Here is a 14351-nt window from a genome sequence, read left to right as displayed (position 1 = left end):
TCAGCCCAGGCTCGCCCGCCAGGCCGCGCCCCAGGCGGGCAAGGCGGGCGGGGGCAGGGGGCGGCCGACGCCGAAGCCCTGCGCCACGTCGCAACCCGCAGCGGCAGCGGCGCGCCAGGTGAGGCTGTCGGTCACGCCCTCCGCCACCACCACCATGCCGCGGCGCCTGGCCTGCTGGACCAGGCTTTCCACCGTCGCGCGGGCGCGGCGGTTCTGCGGCATGGCCAGCACCAGCTTGCGGTCCAGCTTCACGCCGGCGAAGGGCAGGGACAGCAGGCTGCGCCGCTTGTCGTCCAGGCCGAGGTCGTCCAGCAGCACGCCATAGCCGCGTCGCGCCAGGCGCGTCAGGGCGCGGCGGAGCAGTGCGGTGTCCCGCACCTCCGTGCTCTCCGTCAGTTCCAGCAGCAGCGAATCGGATGATAGGCCGGCGGCCCGGACCTCCGCATCCAGCCAGCAGGCCATGTCGCCCTCAACCAGCACGGCGAGGGGGACGTTGAAGGACATGCGCAGGCGGTACGGCGCACCGAGCGCGGCCAGTTCGCCGAGTGCCCGGCGGGCCACCGCCCGCGTCAGCCGGGCGGCGAGGCCACCGCGTTCTGCCATCGGGATGAAGCGATCCGCGCCGAGCGCCGCGGCGGGGCGTTCCCAGCGCGCCAGCGCCTCAACCAGGACGGGACGGCGGTCTGCCATGCGGACCATGGGCTGGAAGCGGACCGTGATCTCCCCCCGGTCCAGCCCGGCGGCGAGGGCCGCGACGTCGCTGGCCGGCATCTCGCCCGGCGTGCCGCCGGCGATAAGGGCGTCGGCCAGGGCGGCACCTTCGGCATCGACGCTGCGCAGGCCAGGCGTGGCGGGAAGGCCCGGGCGGTGGACGACGACGACGCCAGTGCCGCTGAAGGGGTCGCGCAGGGCGCTCATTAAGGCGGGGCTGTGGCGGTCGCCGCCTTCCAGCACCAGGTGGCGCGGGGCCAGGCCGGGGCCGACGAGGCGGCCGAGGGCCTCGGCACCGGTCGTCACCAGGACAGCGGGCGGTCCTGCCATGCGCTGCGCCGCATCGCGCGTGGCCGCGATCACCAGCGGGTCGCTGGCCACCAGCAGCACCGTACCGGGCTCCGCCATGGCGCGGCGGGAGCGCCTGAGCATCAAGACACCGTCTCCCCGACCGCCGCATCGGCGCGGCCTTCACGACGCGCATCGGCAGGGGCTGACGCGCCTGCTACGTGTAGCAAAGCCGGTTGGTCAATGAAACGGCGTCTCAATTGCCGCGAAAAAAAATCTTTATGGTTGGTTGCCGGTGAAGGTCAGGCGCGGCGGGGTAGCCAGGGCTCCTCCGCCCATAGGCGCCGCAATTCCCCATCCGCCCGGGACAGCACGCGCCCCCAGGCATCCGGGCCCAGGAACCGGGCATTCTGGCCGAGAGTGGCGGCCTGGGTGGCGAAATCCTGGTCCGCGGCCATTGCCTCCAGCCCCGCCAGCAGGCCGGCGCGGAAGACGTCCGGCGCCGCGGGGTTGATCGCGAAGCCGCGCTGCGCCGAGGCGACGAGGTCGAGCCCCTGTTCGCGCAGCGTCGCCACATCCGGCAGCAGCGTGCTGCGCCGGGCCGACGCGATGCCGATTCCAACCAGCTTGCCCTCCCGCAGCGCGGCGATGGCGTCCGGCAGGGCCAGCACGGCGGCCGCGACATGGCCGGAGATGGCGGCCTGTCGGGCGGCGGTGGCGGAGGGGAAGGCGAGCCGCGCCAGGTCGAGCCGCCCTTCCAGCCGAAGCCCGGCGAAATGCGCCGCGCTGCCGGCGGGCGGGGTGCCGAGCGTGCCGCGTTCGCCAAGCGCCCGCAACGCCGCCATGTCGGGCGGGCCGGCGGGGGCGCCGACCAGCACCATGCTTTCCTCGATCACGGAGGCGAGGGGCGCGATACGCTCCGCTGGCGAGGCCTCCCCGGCCTCCACCGCGCGGGCCAGCAGGAGCGGCGTGGTGACGACGCTGACCAGTTTCTGCTCGGGCCGGGCGCTGGCGAGCAGCGCCACGGCCTCCAGCCCCCCGCGACCGGGGTGGTTGCGCACCGTCAGCGCCAGGCGCGGCAGGGTGCGTTCCAGGAAGGGGGCGACGCTGCGCGCCCAGAGATCGGCGGGCGACCCGCCGGGGGCGCCCACCAGCAGTTCCACCGGGTTGCGGCGCGATGCCATCGCCGGGGCGGGCAGCAGCGCGGCCCCGGCCAGCAGCAGCGCCGAACGGCGGCGGAGCAGCGTCACGGCGCGGCGGCCTGCGGCACCGCCGCCGTATCGCGCCGCAGCGACTTCGCGCCGGTGAACAGCACGATCGGGGCTGCGATGAAGACGGAGGAGGAGGCGCTGATGACGATGCCGAACAGCATGGTCCAGGCGAAGCCGCCCAGCGCATCGCCCCCGAACAGCGCCAGCGGCACGGCGGAGAGGAAGAGCGTCATCGAGGTGCCGAGAGACCTGTTCAGCGTCTCGTTGATGCTCAAATCCACCAGTTCACGCAGCGGCATCTGCTTGTACTTGCGCAGATTCTCCCGCATCCGATCGAACACCACGACCTTGTCGTTGGCGCTGAAGCCGATGATGGTCAGGATCGCCGCCACAGTCTGCAGGTTGAACTCGATCTGCGTCAGCGCCAGGAAGCCCACCGTCTTCGTGGCGTCCAGGATCAGCGTGATGATGGCCGCGATGCCGAACTGCCATTCGAAGCGGAACCAGATGTAGAGCAGCATCGCGAGAAGGCTGATGCCGAGCGCGATCATGCCGCCGCGGAACAGCTCCGCCGACACGCGGTTGCCCACGGCTTCCACCCGCAGCACGCGGGTGCCCGGCGTGGTGGCTTCGAGCGATGAGCGGACGGCATTCACCGCGCGCTGCGTGCCGGCCTCATCCGCCTGCACGGGGAGGCGGACCAGCAGCTGGTCCGGGCTGCCGAATTCCTGCACGCCGACATCGCCGAGGTTGAGCGCGGAGACGGCGCCGCGCACCCGCGCCAGGTCCGCCGCCTGGGGGGTGCGGACCTCCATGATGATGCCGCCCTTGAAGTCGATCCCGCGCTCCAGCCCCGGATAGAAGGCCAGGATGATGGAGGCGGTGGACAGGATGCCGGAGACGATGAGGCCCATGATGGCACCGCGCATGAAGGGAATGCGGGTGTTGTCGGGGACCAGGCGGAACAGCGGGCGGGCGAGAAGGCGGAACATGGCGTGTCTGCCCCTTATACCGGCAGCACGGCCGGGCGGCGCCGGCGGTACCAGATGGAGACCAGGAGCCGCACCACCACCGTCGCGGTGTACATCTGCACGATGGTGCCGATGGCGACGGTGACGGCGAAGCCCTTCACGGGGCCGGAGCCGAAGGCATAGAGGCAGGCCATGGCGATCAAATTCGTCAGGTTGCTGTCCAGGATGGTGCCTGACGCCTTGCTGAACCCGGCTTCCAGCGCGCTGAGCGGTGGTCGCCCGAGCTTCGTCTCCTCCCGTATCCGTTCATTGATCAGGACGTTGGCGTCGAGCGCGGTGCCGAGCGTCAGCACGATGCCGGCGATGCCGGGCAAGGTCAGCGTCGCGCCGATCACGCTCAGAATGCCGACCATGATGATGACGTTGGCCACGAGGGCGATGTTGGCGAGCCAGCCGAAGAAGCCGTAGGCGAGGCCCATGTAGAGGAAGACGAAGGCGGTGCCGGCGGCCAGCGACAGCAGGCCCGCGCGGATCGCGTCGGCACCCAGTTCCGGGCCGACGGTCCGCTCCTCGACCACCGTCAGCGGCGCGGGCAGCGCGCCGGCGCGGAGCAGGACGGAGAGGTCGTTGGCGCCGCGGACGTCGAAACTGCCACTGATCTGGCCGCGGCCGCCGGTGATGGGTTCGCGGATCACCGGGGCGGTGATGACCTTGTCATCGAGCACGATGGCGAAGGGGCGGCCGACATTCTGGCGGGTGATCTCCGCGAAGCGGCGGGTGCCGACGCTGTCGAAGGCGAAATTCACCACCCATTCGCCGGTCCGGCCATCCTGGCCCGCGCGGGCATCCGTCAGGTTGGCGCCATCGACTTCCACCCGGCGCCGCACGGCGTAGCGTTCCTGGCCGCGTTCCCCGGGCAGGAACATGGTGCCGGCGGGCGGGGTGGGGGCCTGCAGGTTCGCTGTCTCATCCACCAGGTGGAAGGTCATGCGGGCGGTGCGGCCCAGCAGGTCCTTGATGCGGGCGGGGTCTTCCACGCCCGGCAACTGTACCAGGATGCGGTTCTGGCCCTGGCGGGCGATCAGGGCCTCGGCCACGCCGGTCTCGTCGATGCGGCGGCGGACGATCTCGATCGACTGCTCCACGGCGCCGGCCGATTTCGCGCGCAGCGCCACTTCCGTCAGCGTCGCGGTCACGGTGCCGTCGGGGCTGGTCGTGACCTCGATATCCGGCTGGGTCACGCCGGCGCCGGCGGGCACCGCGATGGCGGCCTCCCGCAGCAGGCGGGCGATGTCCGCGGCGCGGGCGGGGTCGGAGGCGCGGAGCGTGATCCGCCGCTGCTCCTGGTTCGCGTTCAGGCCGGTGTAGAGGATGCGCGGATTGGCGGCGGCGGTGCCGCGGCGGGCGGTATCGACCAGCGCTTCCAGCCGTTCCCGGACCATGGCGGAGGTATCGACCTCCAGCAGCAGGTAGGACCCGCCGCGAAGGTCGAGGCCGAGGCTGATCTGGCGCGCCCAATCGGGCAGAACGCTGCGCGGCAGCAGGTTCGGCACGGAGAGCAGCATGCCGAGGAGGCACACGCCAACCACCGCGAGCGCCTTCCAGCGGGCGAAATACATCATGGGCGCAACGGAATCCTGGCCAAGGTCAAGGAGGCCCCTGCCCCGGGCGGGGCGGTTCCACACGGGCGGAACATGCGCGGGACCCCCCCCTGATGCAAGCCCGCGCGGGAGGGAGTATCCCGTGGAAGGCTTGATGAAGGGTGTTTCGGCATGGCTCTCCGCGTCGCGCTGCTGGGTTGCGGGCATTTCGGGCGCTTCCACGCGCTGAAGGCGGCGAAGGCGCCGCGGGTCGAATTCATCGGCCTGCATGACGCCGACCCGGCCCGCGCCGCCGCCATCGCCGCCGAATGCGGCGTGCCGGCCCTGGCGGCCGAGGAGGCCATCGCCCGCGCCGATGCCGTGATCGTCGCGGCGCCGACGCGCTTCCACGGGTCGCTCGGCCGGCAGGTCCTGGCGGCGGGGCGGCACCTTTTCCTGGAGAAGCCCATCGCGGGGACGCTGGCGGAGGCCGAGCACCTGGCGGCGCTGGCCCTGGCCGCGGGCAAGGTGCTGCAGGTGGGCCATATCGAACGCTTCTCGGCGGCCTTCCGCGCGGTGCGGCAGGCGCCCGCCGGCGGAACAGCGCTGCACTGGGAGGCCGTGCGCGCGGCGCCCTTCCGGCCGCGGTCGCTGGACGTGTCCGTCGTGCTGGACCTGATGATCCATGACATCGACCTGGTCCTGGCCCTGGCCGGGGAGGCGCCGACGACCGTGGAGGCGACGGGCGCGCGGGTGATGTCGGACCACGCCGATTTCGCCGTCGCGCGCCTCGGCTTCAGCGGCGGGCGGTCCGCCACCATCACCGCATCCCGCATCTCCCTCGCCATGGAACGGCGCTTGCGGGTGCTGGGGACGGAGGGCGAGATGAGCGTCGATTTCCTCGGCCGGTCGCTGGCGGTGCTGCGGCGTGGCGGCGCGGAGGCGGTGGCGACCATGCCGGGCTATGGCATCGACCGTGGCGGCTGGACCGACCATGACAGCCTGGAGGCCGAGCAGGCCGGCTTCGTGGCGGCCTGCCTGGATGGCGTGCCGCCGGAAGTGGGGGCGGCGGAGGGGATCGCCGCGCTGAAGGTGGCACTGGCGGTGGAGGCGGCTATCGGGTGAGGCGTCGTTCCGCCTCGGCCCGGGCCTCAATTTTTTAGTCGATTTAGCCTCTTTAGTGGTTTTAGCACCGTTTTCGGGGTGCCCGCGGGGAGGCTCCGGCACGCCCCATGGTGTTTGGAACATAGGCGGAACAGCGGCGCCAGGCCAGCGGAATCAGACGCTGGCCGGCACGGTCACCCCGAAGGCCTCGCGGAAGCCGCGCGCGCCTTCCGGCGTCACCAGCAGCGTGCGCCCGCCTGGCCTCCCGCCGGCTTCCCCATCCCGCCGCCGCCGCACCCAGCCGAGGTCGAGGCAGCGGGTGCAGAGCGCGGCGCCGAGCTGCCCCGCGACATGCGGGCGGCGTTCGGACCAGTCGAGGCAGGGGCGGCAGAAGACCCGGCCGCCGCCGGGCCGTGGCAGGGCGATGCCGAGCGTCTCGAGGAAGCCCAGCCCGGCCGGGGTGACGGCCCCGCCATCGGGGCCGAGCTCCAGGACCCCCCGCGCCACCATGGCATCGGCGAGCGCGACGGCGAGTTGCCCGGCCAGATGGTCGTAGCAGGTGCGGGCGGCGCGCATCGCGGCGTCCCGCGGCCCGGTGGGCAGGCGGTTCGGCCGGGCGATCTCCGCCACCGCCATCAGCCCCTCCAGCATCCGCGCGACGCCCGGGGAGGCCAGGCGGTGGTAGCGGTGTCGGCCCTGGCGTTCCACGGCCAGCAGCCCGGCCGCCGTCAGTTTCGCCAGGTGGCCGCTGGCGGTGGGGGCCGCGATGCCGGCGATGGTGGCGAGTTCGCCCGCGGTCAGGGCGCGTCCATCCATCAGTGCGGCCAGCATGGCGGCGCGGGCAGGGTCGCCGACCAGGCCGGCGGTTTCCGCCAGGGCGTTGATGCTGGGCATGGGCCATCCTCCTCCCGCATGCTGCCTCGCGCCATCCTGGCATGGCAGGGCGCCGCGGGCTTCGGTGGCGGCCAAAGGATCAGCCGGCAGGATCGGGGGAGTGCAAGGGGTCGGCCCAGGTCGCGTCGGGCGCGGCGCGGCGCAGCGGGATTTCCAGATCGCAGACCAGGCCCTCGGCCTCCCACGCCATGGTGACGCGGCCACCGAGCTGGTCCTGCACCGTCCCGTGCAGGACGCGGGATCCGAAGCCCGGTTTGCGGCGGGGGGCGGCGGGCGGGCCGCCGGTTTCCGCCCAGCGCAGCCGCAGCAGGTGGCCCGCCGGGCGATCCACCGTCCAGGTCACGGCCAGCCGGCCGGTGGGGGAGGACAGCGCCCCGTATTTGATGGCGTTGGTGGCGAGTTCGTGGATGGCCATGGAGAAGGGCTGCGCGGCTCCGGCCGGCAGCACGACCCTGTCGCCCGACAGCACCGCGTGCGGCGCCATGCCGGCCGGATCGGTGCCTTCCCCCGGTGCCGCGCCGACCAGGAAGGGGCCGAGTTCGCCCTGGATGAGGTTGCGGAGATCGGCGCCGGACCACCGGTCCGCGGCCAGCAGGGTCTGCGCCCGGGCCAGGGCGGCGATCCGGCCCTCGATCGCCTGGACGAAGCTGTCGATCGTCTCGGCCCGCGTCAGGCGCAGCGCCGCCTGGACCACGGCCAGCATGTTCTTGGCGCGGTGGTCCACTTCGCGCGTCAGCAGCGCCTGGCGTTCATGGGCGCGGTGTTCGTCATCCACGTCGATCATCACGACCAGCGCGCCGATCACCCGCTTGTCCGGGCCATGCACGGGCACGCCGCTGACGCGGCACCAGCGCGCCGGCTGGTCATCGATGGCGTGCAGGAAATCGACGCCCAGCGTCACCTCCCCCCGCAGCGCGCGGGCGCCGGGGAAGTCCCGCGGCTGGATGCGCTGTCCTTCCGCATCGAAGCCGACCCAGGCCGTGTCATGCCCCTTATCGACCGAGGGGATGCGCGGCCGGCCCAGCAGGCGGCGGAATTCGGGGTTGCCGATGATCACCTCCCCGGACGGGGCGATCAGCGCGGCGCCGATCGGCAGGTGTTCCACCACCGTCTGCATCCCCGCGGCTTCGCGCAGCGAGGCCTGGACCTGGTCGCGTTCCCGCGCCGCCTGCTTCAGCCGGTCATTGGCCCGGCGGAGTTCGCTTGTGCGTTCCTCCACCCGCCGTTCCAGTTCCTGGTTGCTGGCACGCAGCGCCGCGATGGCGCGCAGCCTTTCGATCGCGCCGCCGATCAGGTTGGCGTAGCTGCGGAGGAAGGCGACGTCGCTTTCCAGGAATTCGCGCGGGGTGACGCTGTCCACCTCCAGCACCCCGAAGGGTGGGCGGCTGTCGGCGCCGAGGATCAGGACATTGACGAAGGCGCGGACGCCGTGATCGACCAGGAAGCGGGGCAGGCGGAAGCGGTCCTCCCGCGCCGTGTCGGTGGTGATGACGGGCTCTTCGCTCGTGAGGGCCAGGAACTCCGCCGCGTCGTCGCGCAGCCCGACCCGGACCTGGCCCACCACGCCGGGCTTCCAGCCGACGCCGGCGCGCACCAGCATCCGGTCGTGCCCGTGTTCGTGTTCCATGACCTTGGCGAGATCCGTGCCGAGCGCTTCGCCGACGAGGCGGCAGGCCTCCGTCAGGATGGCGTCGATGTCCTCCGCCTTCAGTGCGAATTCGCCGAAGCGGGCGAGCACGGTCTGCTGGCGGAGCAATTCGTCGCGCTCGCTGACGTGCCGGTTACGCAGCGGAAGGTCCCCCGTGGGATGTGCGACCGCTAGAACCTCCGCCACACGCCCGGAGTTGCAGGGGTTGGCGGATTCAGCCGGACAACTTCACCTGCCGGAGCACGGCATCGCCCGCGTGCCTGAGCACGACATCGCCCGCGTGCCTGAGCACGACATCGGCCGCGGCGGCGCTGGGAAGGCTTCCGGTATCGGGGCGGAGCTTCGCCAGCACCTCCGCGAAGCCGGCGCGCTGGGCGGCGGCGCTGGCGCCATCGGCCAGCAGCCCGTGCAGCCCCTCCGCCAGGGCTTCCGGGGTGGCGGCTTCCTGGAGGTATTCGGGCACCACCTGGCGTTCGGCCAGCAGGTTCACCAGGCTGGCGAAGGGCACGCGGACCAGGCGCCGGACGATGGCGGCGGTGATCGGGTTCACGCGATAGGCGACGAGGTGCGGGATTCCCGCCACCGCCATCTCCACGGAGGAAGTGCCGGATTTGATGAGCCCGGCGCCGCCTTCCGCCGCGGCGGCGAAGGCATCGTGCTTCTCCGCGAGGTCGGTGACGAGGATGGGCCGCACCGGCCAGCCCGCCGTGCCCGCGCGCACCGCATCCGCCACCACGGCGGAGACAGGCAGCACCGGGACCATGCCGGGATGGCGGGGGGCGAGCAGGCGCAGCGCGGCGCCGAAGATGGGCAGCAGGCGCTGCACCTCCATGCGGCGGGAGCCGGGCATGACGATCAGCACCGGCGCGCCGGGGGGGATGGCGTGGGCGGTGCGGAAGCGGGCGGCGTCACCGGCATCGACACCGGATTCGAGCACGGGGTGGCCGACGAAATCGGCGGGGATGCCCGCGGCCTCGAAGATCACGGGCTCGAACGGCAGCAGGCAGAGGATGCGGTCGACGCGCGCCTTGATCTTGGCGATGCGGCCGGGGCGCCAGGCCCAGATCTGGGGCGCGACATAGTGGATGATGGGGATGCCGAGCGGCCGGACGCGTTCCGCGAGGCGCAGCGTGAAGCCGGGGCTGTCGATGGTGACGATGGCGGCCGGGCGGCGGGTGGTGATGTCGGCCGTCGTCTCGTTCAGGCGGCGGGCGAGGCGCCGGATATTGGGCAGCACCTCGATCAGCCCCATCAGCGACAATTCGCGCATGGGGAAGAGGGAGGGCATGCCCTGTTCGGCCAGGCGGTCGCCGCCGATGCCGGCCACCTGGATGGCGGGGTCATGGGCGCGGAGTGCCGCGACAAGGCGGGCGCCGAGGACATCGCCGGAGGCCTCCCCTGCGACGATGTAGATGAGGGGTGCGGTCATTCGAAGGACGCGACCTCCGGCCTTGGCATGGGGCCCCGCGGGAAGTCGCGGTGATTGCGCACGGCGCCATGTGCGCGGACATGGTCGATCAGCGCGGGATCGAGCGTCGCGAACATCCACCCGGGTTGGTCGGGCGCGCCGGCGGCGACAACGCCATCGGCCGGGAAGCCGCGGTCGGGCGGGCCGTAGACGGCGCATTGCCCGTGATTCTCATCCAGCGCCGCGGACCAGGGCGCGAGGCCCATGGTGGGGGCGACGGCGACGAAGCACTGGTTTTCCAGCGCGCGGGCCTGGGCGCCGATGCGGATGCGGGCGAAGCCGTGCAGGCTGTCCGTGCAGGAGGGCGCCAGGATCAGCCAGGCGCCCTGTTCGACCTGGGCGCGGACATGCTTCGGGAATTCGACGTCGTAGCAGACGGAGATGCCGATGCGGCCCCAGGGGGTGTCGAAGACCTGCGGCGTGGCGCCCTGGGCGACGCCCCAGCGTTCATCCTCGAACCGCGTCATCATGCGCTTCTGCTGGAAGGCCATGCGGCCATCGGGGGCGATGAGGGGGGCGACGTTCACCACGCGATCGCCCTCCCGCACCGGCAGGGTGCCGGGGGCGAGCCAGAACCCGCTGCGGATGGCGGCCTGGCGCATGGCGGCAAGGATGGCATCGGCATGGGCGACCATGGCGCGGAGTTCGGTCGCCTCGTCGGGCGCCGTATTGCCGGCGAGCCCGGCGCCGAGTTCGACGCAGGCGTATTCGGGCAGCAGGACAAGGTCGGCCTGGCCGCGTGCCTGGTCCAGGCGCGCATCAAGGCGGGCGGCGAAATCGGCGACGGTCGCGGGGTGCCCGACCTCCCACCCCAGCAGGCCGAGGCGGAGGGGGCGGGGCTGCGGGGCCGTCACAGCGCCTTCGCCCAGAAGGACAGGCGGTGGGGGGTTTCGGCCGTGGCGCCGATCTCCTTCCAGGAGAAGGTGACAGCGAGGCCGGGCAGGGGCTGGTAGCCGCGCTTGCGCCAGAAGGCGTCGAGGGGAACGTGGCCGGGCGGGCGGCGCGGGTCATCTGCCGCGCGGTCGACACCGCAGAAGGTGGCGTGGGGCAGGCCGAGGCGGCGGGCTTGGGCCTCGCGATCGGCGAAGAAGCGAACGCCGGCGCCCTTGCCGCGGTATTCGCGCAGCAGCACCGATTCGCCGAAATAGCAGTAGCGGGCGGGGTCGAGGCCGGCCTGTTCGAAGGCCTGGCGGACGGGGGCGTGGCCCTGCGTCATCGGTTCGCAGGTGGCGGCGCCCACCACCCGGTCCCCATCCCGGCAGACCACGACGGCGGCGCCGGGGGCATCGGCATAGGCGCGGAGATAGGTCTGTTCGTAGGCCGCGTCCCCTTCGTAGAGGTAGGGCCATTCCGCGAAGACGGCGATGCGCAGCCCGGCGAGCGCCGGCAGCAACGGGTGCAGCGCGGGGCCGGACAACGTCTCGAAGGTGAGATGGCCGGGGGTCGGATAGACTGGTGCCATGGCGGGATGCATAGGGGGCGGCTGCCGGGCAGGGAAGGGGAATGGCCGCGTGGACTGGATCGAGGCGATCGGGCTGCTGGCGGGGGCGATGACGACCTCCGCCTTCGTGCCGCAGGCCGTGAAGACGTGGCGGACGCGATCGGCGCGGGATTTCAGCCTGGGGCTGCTGGTGCTGCTGGTGGCGGGCAACACGCTGTGGATGGCCTATGGGTTCCTCAAGGGATCCACGGGCCTGGTCGCCGCCAACCTCGTGACCGTGCCGCTGACGATGTATCTGCTGACGGTGAAGCTGCGGCGGGGGTGAGCTATTGCCCGGGTGGTTGCGCCGACCCCCACCCTGACCAGCCCCTGGCGTTGGCGGCAGTGCCGCCAACCCCCCGCAAGCGCGGGGGAGGGAACAGATGGTCAGGCCAGGCCGGCGACGGCGGCGTCGCGGGTCGGGTGGATGCTCAGGATCTTGTCGAAGCCGCTGATCTCCAGGACTTCCCGCACCGGGGCCTGGGGGGAGGCGACGGCGAAGCTGCCGCCACCGGCCTTGGCCTGCTTGGCGGCCTTCAGCAGCACGCGCAGCCCGGCGGAGGAGACGTAGTGGACCTCCGCCAGGTCGGCCACGACCTTGGAGCCGCCTTCGAGCATGCCGAGGATGGCGCCTTCCGCCGCGGGGGCGGTCGCGGTGTCGAGCCGGCCCTTGAGGGCAGCGACCTTCACGCCGGAAACGGAGCTTTCAGTGATGTCCATGGAGCCTGTCCTGTCTTGTCCCGGCTGACTTACACCATCGGCGCGTAGCGCGCGATCTGGGCATAGATTTCCCGGATCGCATCGGCGAGCGACCGGTTCAGCTCCTCAAGGTCCGCCACGGCGTCGATGCGCGGCTGCACGCGATCGAGCTCCGCCGAGGAGAGCAGGAGGGAGAAGAGGCCGCCGGCGCGGCAGAGGCCGATCAGCATCGAGTCGCGAGGATCGGGGATTTCGTCGTTGAACAGCACGCCCATGATGCGCGCCTTCACTTCCCGTTCCTCCTTGTCCGAGATCACGGGGTAGCGGCGTTCCGGGAAGACCCAGAGGAAGCGGCCCTCGACGCGCTTGAGGATGCCCTTGGAGACCAGGCGGGCAAAGAGCGCTTCCCGGTAGTCATCGGCATCGGCGGCCAGCGTCTCGATCCAGTGGCGGCTGTCCTGCGTGTCCGTCGCCGCGGCGATCTGCGCCAACGCGCGGTCCTGCAGCGCATCGCCGGTCGGCGCGGGATTCACGACATAGAGGCGCGTGGGGTCGGTATCGATGCGGCCCGCGAGCGCGAGTTCCGCGAGCACCGCGCCCGCGATGGCGAAATCGCCCGAGGGGGCGGCGCGTTCCTGCAGGCGCCCGGTCTCGTCATCCAGCATCAGGAGGAGGATTTCCTCCGGCATTGTCAGCGGCATGGCGTTTCCGAACTCCCTTGCCTGTCACATTCGGCAGTGGCGGAGCGTCGCGCGTGCCGGTGGGTGAGTCAACGCGGGGGGAAGACTGTCAGGCGGACACGATGGCAGGCGCCTGGCCCGCGGCATCGATGAAGGCGGCAAGGCCATCGCGCACCACCGCGGGGTCGAGGTCGCGCAGGATGAAGACGAGGCGCGACCGCCGGGCCTCCCCTTCCGGCCAGGCGGCCAAGCGCTTCGGCGGGTGGAAGATGTGCTGCACGCCATGCACCGCGACGGGCCGGTCCTCCCCCACCAGATCCAGGATGCCCTTCATGCGCAGCACCGCGGCGCCGCGCGTCATGGCGAGCATCTCCAGGAAGGTGGCGAGGCCGTCCCAGGGGAGGGGAGCGTCGAATTCGAGGCAAAGCGCCTGGATGCGGGCGTCGTGGCGGTTGGGGTCGTGGTGGTGATGATGGTGATGCCCGTCGTGGTGGGGCGCGGCGGCGCCGATCCAGGCGGCGACATCGGGCGCCTTCACCGCGGGGTCATAGGGGCCGGCGGCCAGCAGCAGGGCGGGATCGATCGCGCCATGCGACGCGACCAGGATGGGTGCCACGGGGTTGAGCGCGGCGAGACGATCGCGCAGCGCCGCGGTCGCTTCGGCCGGCGCGATGTCGGTCTTGGTCAGGACGATGCGGTCGGCGACGGCGGCCTGGCGCTGGGCTTCCGGCTGGGTGTCGAGCGTCGCGCCGCCGGTCGCGGCATCGACCAGCGTGACGACTCCATCCAGCACGAAGCGCGCGCCGATGCGCGGGTCCGACATCAGCGTGTGCAGGATGGGGGCGGGATCGGCGAGGCCCGTCGTCTCCACCACCACGCGCTTCACCGCCTGGCCGGCCAGCACGCGGTCCCAGAGGTTCTCCAGCGCCTGGGCCAGGTCGCCGCGAATGGTGCAGCAGAGGCAGCCGGCATTCAGCAGGACCGTGTCGCCATCCAGCCGGTCCACCAGCAGGTGGTCGAGCCCGACCTCCCCGAATTCGTTGATCAGCACGGCGGTGTCCGCCATGGCGGGGTGCTTGAGCAGGGCGTTCAGCAGCGTGGTCTTGCCGGCGCCGAGGAAGCCCGTGAGGACGGTGAGGGGGATCATCGGCCGTAGAGGACTTCCGGATCGACCTCGGGCGCCGCGATGGTGGCGAGTTCGCCGTCGCGCAGCGCGCGGTAGAAGCAGGTGCGGCGGCCAGTGTGGCAGGCGACGCCGGTCTGGTCGACCAGGGCCAGCACCGTGTCGCCATCGCAATCCAGGCGAAGATCGACCAGGCGCTGCACCTGGCCCGATGTCTCACCCTTGCGCCACAGCGCGCTGCGGGAGCGGGACCAGTAGCAGACGGTGCCGGTGGTGAGGGTCTCCGCGACCGCGGCGCGGTTCATCCAGGCGACCATCAGCACCTCGCCCGTATCATGCTGCTGGGCGACGCAGGTGACGAGGCCGTGGCTGTCGAAGCGGATGGCATCGAGCAGCGCGGCGCGGGCGGCGGGGTCCGCGACGGCGTTTCCCGGGGCTGACCCCTGGGGTGAGGATGCATCGGCGGAGGAAGCGGGAGAGGGTGTGCCGGTCAT

The 14351-nt window shown here is 72.0% G+C and carries 15 protein-coding genes; 2 read left to right on the top strand and 13 right to left on the bottom strand.

Annotation, left to right across the window (positions count from 1 at the left end; translation table 11 throughout):
* The 4 genes from ACTIE5_RS26480 to secD all read right to left on the bottom strand — a co-directional run bounded on the left by ACTIE5_RS26480 (nucleotide 1) and on the right by secD (nucleotide 4803).
* On the bottom strand, nucleotides 1–1143 hold the full coding sequence (locus ACTIE5_RS26480) for an EAL domain-containing protein (RefSeq protein ID WP_439552731.1): 1143 nt from the start codon (nucleotides 1141–1143) through the stop codon (nucleotides 1–3).
* A 158-nt stretch (nucleotides 1144–1301) separates the two neighbouring features.
* A complete protein-coding gene (locus ACTIE5_RS26475) occupies nucleotides 1302–2249 on the bottom strand; it encodes a tripartite tricarboxylate transporter substrate-binding protein (RefSeq protein WP_439552730.1) in 948 nt (315 codons plus the stop codon).
* Nucleotides 2246–3202: a protein translocase subunit SecF gene (secF, locus tag ACTIE5_RS26470; protein ID WP_439552729.1), complete on the bottom strand. Its 957-nt coding sequence runs from the start codon at nucleotides 3200–3202 to the stop codon at nucleotides 2246–2248. The genes ACTIE5_RS26475 and secF overlap by 4 nt, the downstream gene beginning before the upstream one ends.
* 14 nt (nucleotides 3203–3216) lie before the next feature.
* A complete protein-coding gene (secD, locus tag ACTIE5_RS26465) occupies nucleotides 3217–4803 on the bottom strand; it encodes a protein translocase subunit SecD (protein ID WP_439552728.1) in 1587 nt (528 codons plus the stop codon).
* Nucleotides 4804–4953: 150 nt separating this feature from the next.
* Here secD and ACTIE5_RS26460 point away from each other — a divergent pair, with 150 nt between their 5' ends.
* Nucleotides 4954–5886, top strand: coding sequence for a Gfo/Idh/MocA family protein (locus tag ACTIE5_RS26460; RefSeq protein ID WP_439552727.1), 933 nt, complete (start codon nucleotides 4954–4956; stop codon nucleotides 5884–5886).
* A 153-nt stretch (nucleotides 5887–6039) separates the two neighbouring features.
* Here the strand turns inward: ACTIE5_RS26460 and ACTIE5_RS26455 are convergent, their stop codons facing one another.
* From ACTIE5_RS26455 to ACTIE5_RS26435, 5 genes are all read right to left on the bottom strand, one after another.
* Nucleotides 6040–6759: an ArsR/SmtB family transcription factor gene (locus ACTIE5_RS26455; RefSeq protein ID WP_439552726.1), complete on the bottom strand. Its 720-nt coding sequence runs from the start codon at nucleotides 6757–6759 to the stop codon at nucleotides 6040–6042.
* A gap of 79 nt (nucleotides 6760–6838) precedes the next feature.
* Nucleotides 6839–8593, bottom strand: coding sequence for an HWE histidine kinase domain-containing protein (locus ACTIE5_RS26450; RefSeq protein ID WP_439552725.1), 1755 nt, complete (start codon nucleotides 8591–8593; stop codon nucleotides 6839–6841).
* 28 nt (nucleotides 8594–8621) lie between these two features.
* Nucleotides 8622–9836, bottom strand: coding sequence for a lipid-A-disaccharide synthase (gene lpxB / locus ACTIE5_RS26445; RefSeq protein WP_439552724.1), 1215 nt, complete (start codon nucleotides 9834–9836; stop codon nucleotides 8622–8624).
* Nucleotides 9833–10729 carry a carbon-nitrogen hydrolase family protein gene (locus ACTIE5_RS26440; RefSeq protein ID WP_439552723.1) on the bottom strand — a complete coding sequence of 299 codons (897 nt, stop codon included), beginning with the start codon at nucleotides 10727–10729 and terminating at the stop codon, nucleotides 9833–9835. The genes lpxB and ACTIE5_RS26440 overlap by 4 nt, the downstream gene beginning before the upstream one ends.
* Complete coding sequence (locus tag ACTIE5_RS26435; RefSeq protein WP_439552722.1) at nucleotides 10726–11337, bottom strand: GNAT family N-acetyltransferase; 612 nt, start codon at nucleotides 11335–11337, stop codon at nucleotides 10726–10728. The genes ACTIE5_RS26440 and ACTIE5_RS26435 overlap by 4 nt, the downstream gene beginning before the upstream one ends.
* 49 nt (nucleotides 11338–11386) lie before the next feature.
* Between ACTIE5_RS26435 and ACTIE5_RS26430 the strand changes: the two genes are divergently transcribed.
* Nucleotides 11387–11641, top strand: a complete 255-nt coding sequence (locus tag ACTIE5_RS26430) for a SemiSWEET family sugar transporter (RefSeq protein ID WP_439552721.1) — start codon at nucleotides 11387–11389, stop codon at nucleotides 11639–11641.
* Nucleotides 11642–11742: 101 nt separating this feature from the next.
* Here the strand turns inward: ACTIE5_RS26430 and ACTIE5_RS26425 are convergent, their stop codons facing one another.
* The 4 genes from ACTIE5_RS26425 to hisI form a co-directional block, all read right to left on the bottom strand.
* Entirely contained in the window at nucleotides 11743–12075 is a 333-nt protein-coding gene (locus ACTIE5_RS26425; RefSeq protein ID WP_203074971.1) for an STAS domain-containing protein, read from the bottom strand.
* Between the two features lie 29 nt (nucleotides 12076–12104).
* Nucleotides 12105–12755, bottom strand: coding sequence for a GOLPH3/VPS74 family protein (locus tag ACTIE5_RS26420; RefSeq protein WP_439552720.1), 651 nt, complete (start codon nucleotides 12753–12755; stop codon nucleotides 12105–12107).
* A gap of 88 nt (nucleotides 12756–12843) precedes the next feature.
* Nucleotides 12844–13881 (bottom strand): CobW family GTP-binding protein, encoded by a 1038-nt coding sequence (locus ACTIE5_RS26415; protein ID WP_439552719.1) that lies wholly within the window; start codon nucleotides 13879–13881, stop codon nucleotides 12844–12846.
* The gene (hisI, locus tag ACTIE5_RS26410) at nucleotides 13878–14351 is read right to left on the bottom strand and encodes a phosphoribosyl-AMP cyclohydrolase (RefSeq protein WP_439552718.1); all 474 of its coding nucleotides are present in this window, start codon (nucleotides 14349–14351) and stop codon (nucleotides 13878–13880) included. Before hisI ends, ACTIE5_RS26415 begins: the two co-directional genes overlap by 4 nt.

This window comes from Falsiroseomonas sp. (assembly GCF_051859025.1).
GTDB lineage: Bacteria > Pseudomonadota > Alphaproteobacteria > Acetobacterales > Acetobacteraceae > Falsiroseomonas.
Note: the sequence above shows the minus strand (reverse complement) of the source record. Positions and strands in the feature narration are given on the sequence as shown.

Bases quoted from the DNA above. Each gene is read 5' to 3' on its own strand.
- ACTIE5_RS26455 (WP_439552726.1), bottom strand. From the start codon at position 6,759: ATGCCCAGCATCAACGCCCTGGCGGAAACCGCCGGCCTGGTCGGCGAC.
- secF (WP_439552729.1), bottom strand. From the start codon at position 3,202: ATGTTCCGCCTTCTCGCCCGCCCGCTGTTCCGCCTGGTCCCCGACAAC.
- secD (WP_439552728.1), bottom strand. From the start codon at position 4,803: ATGATGTATTTCGCCCGCTGGAAGGCGCTCGCGGTGGTTGGCGTGTGC.
- ACTIE5_RS26415 (WP_439552719.1), bottom strand. From the start codon at position 13,881: ATGATCCCCCTCACCGTCCTCACGGGCTTCCTCGGCGCCGGCAAGACC.
- lpxB (WP_439552724.1), bottom strand. From the start codon at position 9,836: ATGACCGCACCCCTCATCTACATCGTCGCAGGGGAGGCCTCCGGCGAT.
- ACTIE5_RS26425 (WP_203074971.1), bottom strand. From the start codon at position 12,075: ATGGACATCACTGAAAGCTCCGTTTCCGGCGTGAAGGTCGCTGCCCTC.
- ACTIE5_RS26460 (WP_439552727.1), top strand. From the start codon at position 4,954: ATGGCTCTCCGCGTCGCGCTGCTGGGTTGCGGGCATTTCGGGCGCTTC.
- hisI (WP_439552718.1), bottom strand. From the start codon at position 14,351: ATGACCGGCACACCCTCTCCCGCTTCCTCCGCCGATGCATCCTCACCC.
- ACTIE5_RS26480 (WP_439552731.1), bottom strand. From the start codon at position 1,143: ATGCTCAGGCGCTCCCGCCGCGCCATGGCGGAGCCCGGTACGGTGCTG.
- ACTIE5_RS26420 (WP_439552720.1), bottom strand. From the start codon at position 12,755: ATGCCGCTGACAATGCCGGAGGAAATCCTCCTCCTGATGCTGGATGAC.
- ACTIE5_RS26435 (WP_439552722.1), bottom strand. From the start codon at position 11,337: ATGGCACCAGTCTATCCGACCCCCGGCCATCTCACCTTCGAGACGTTG.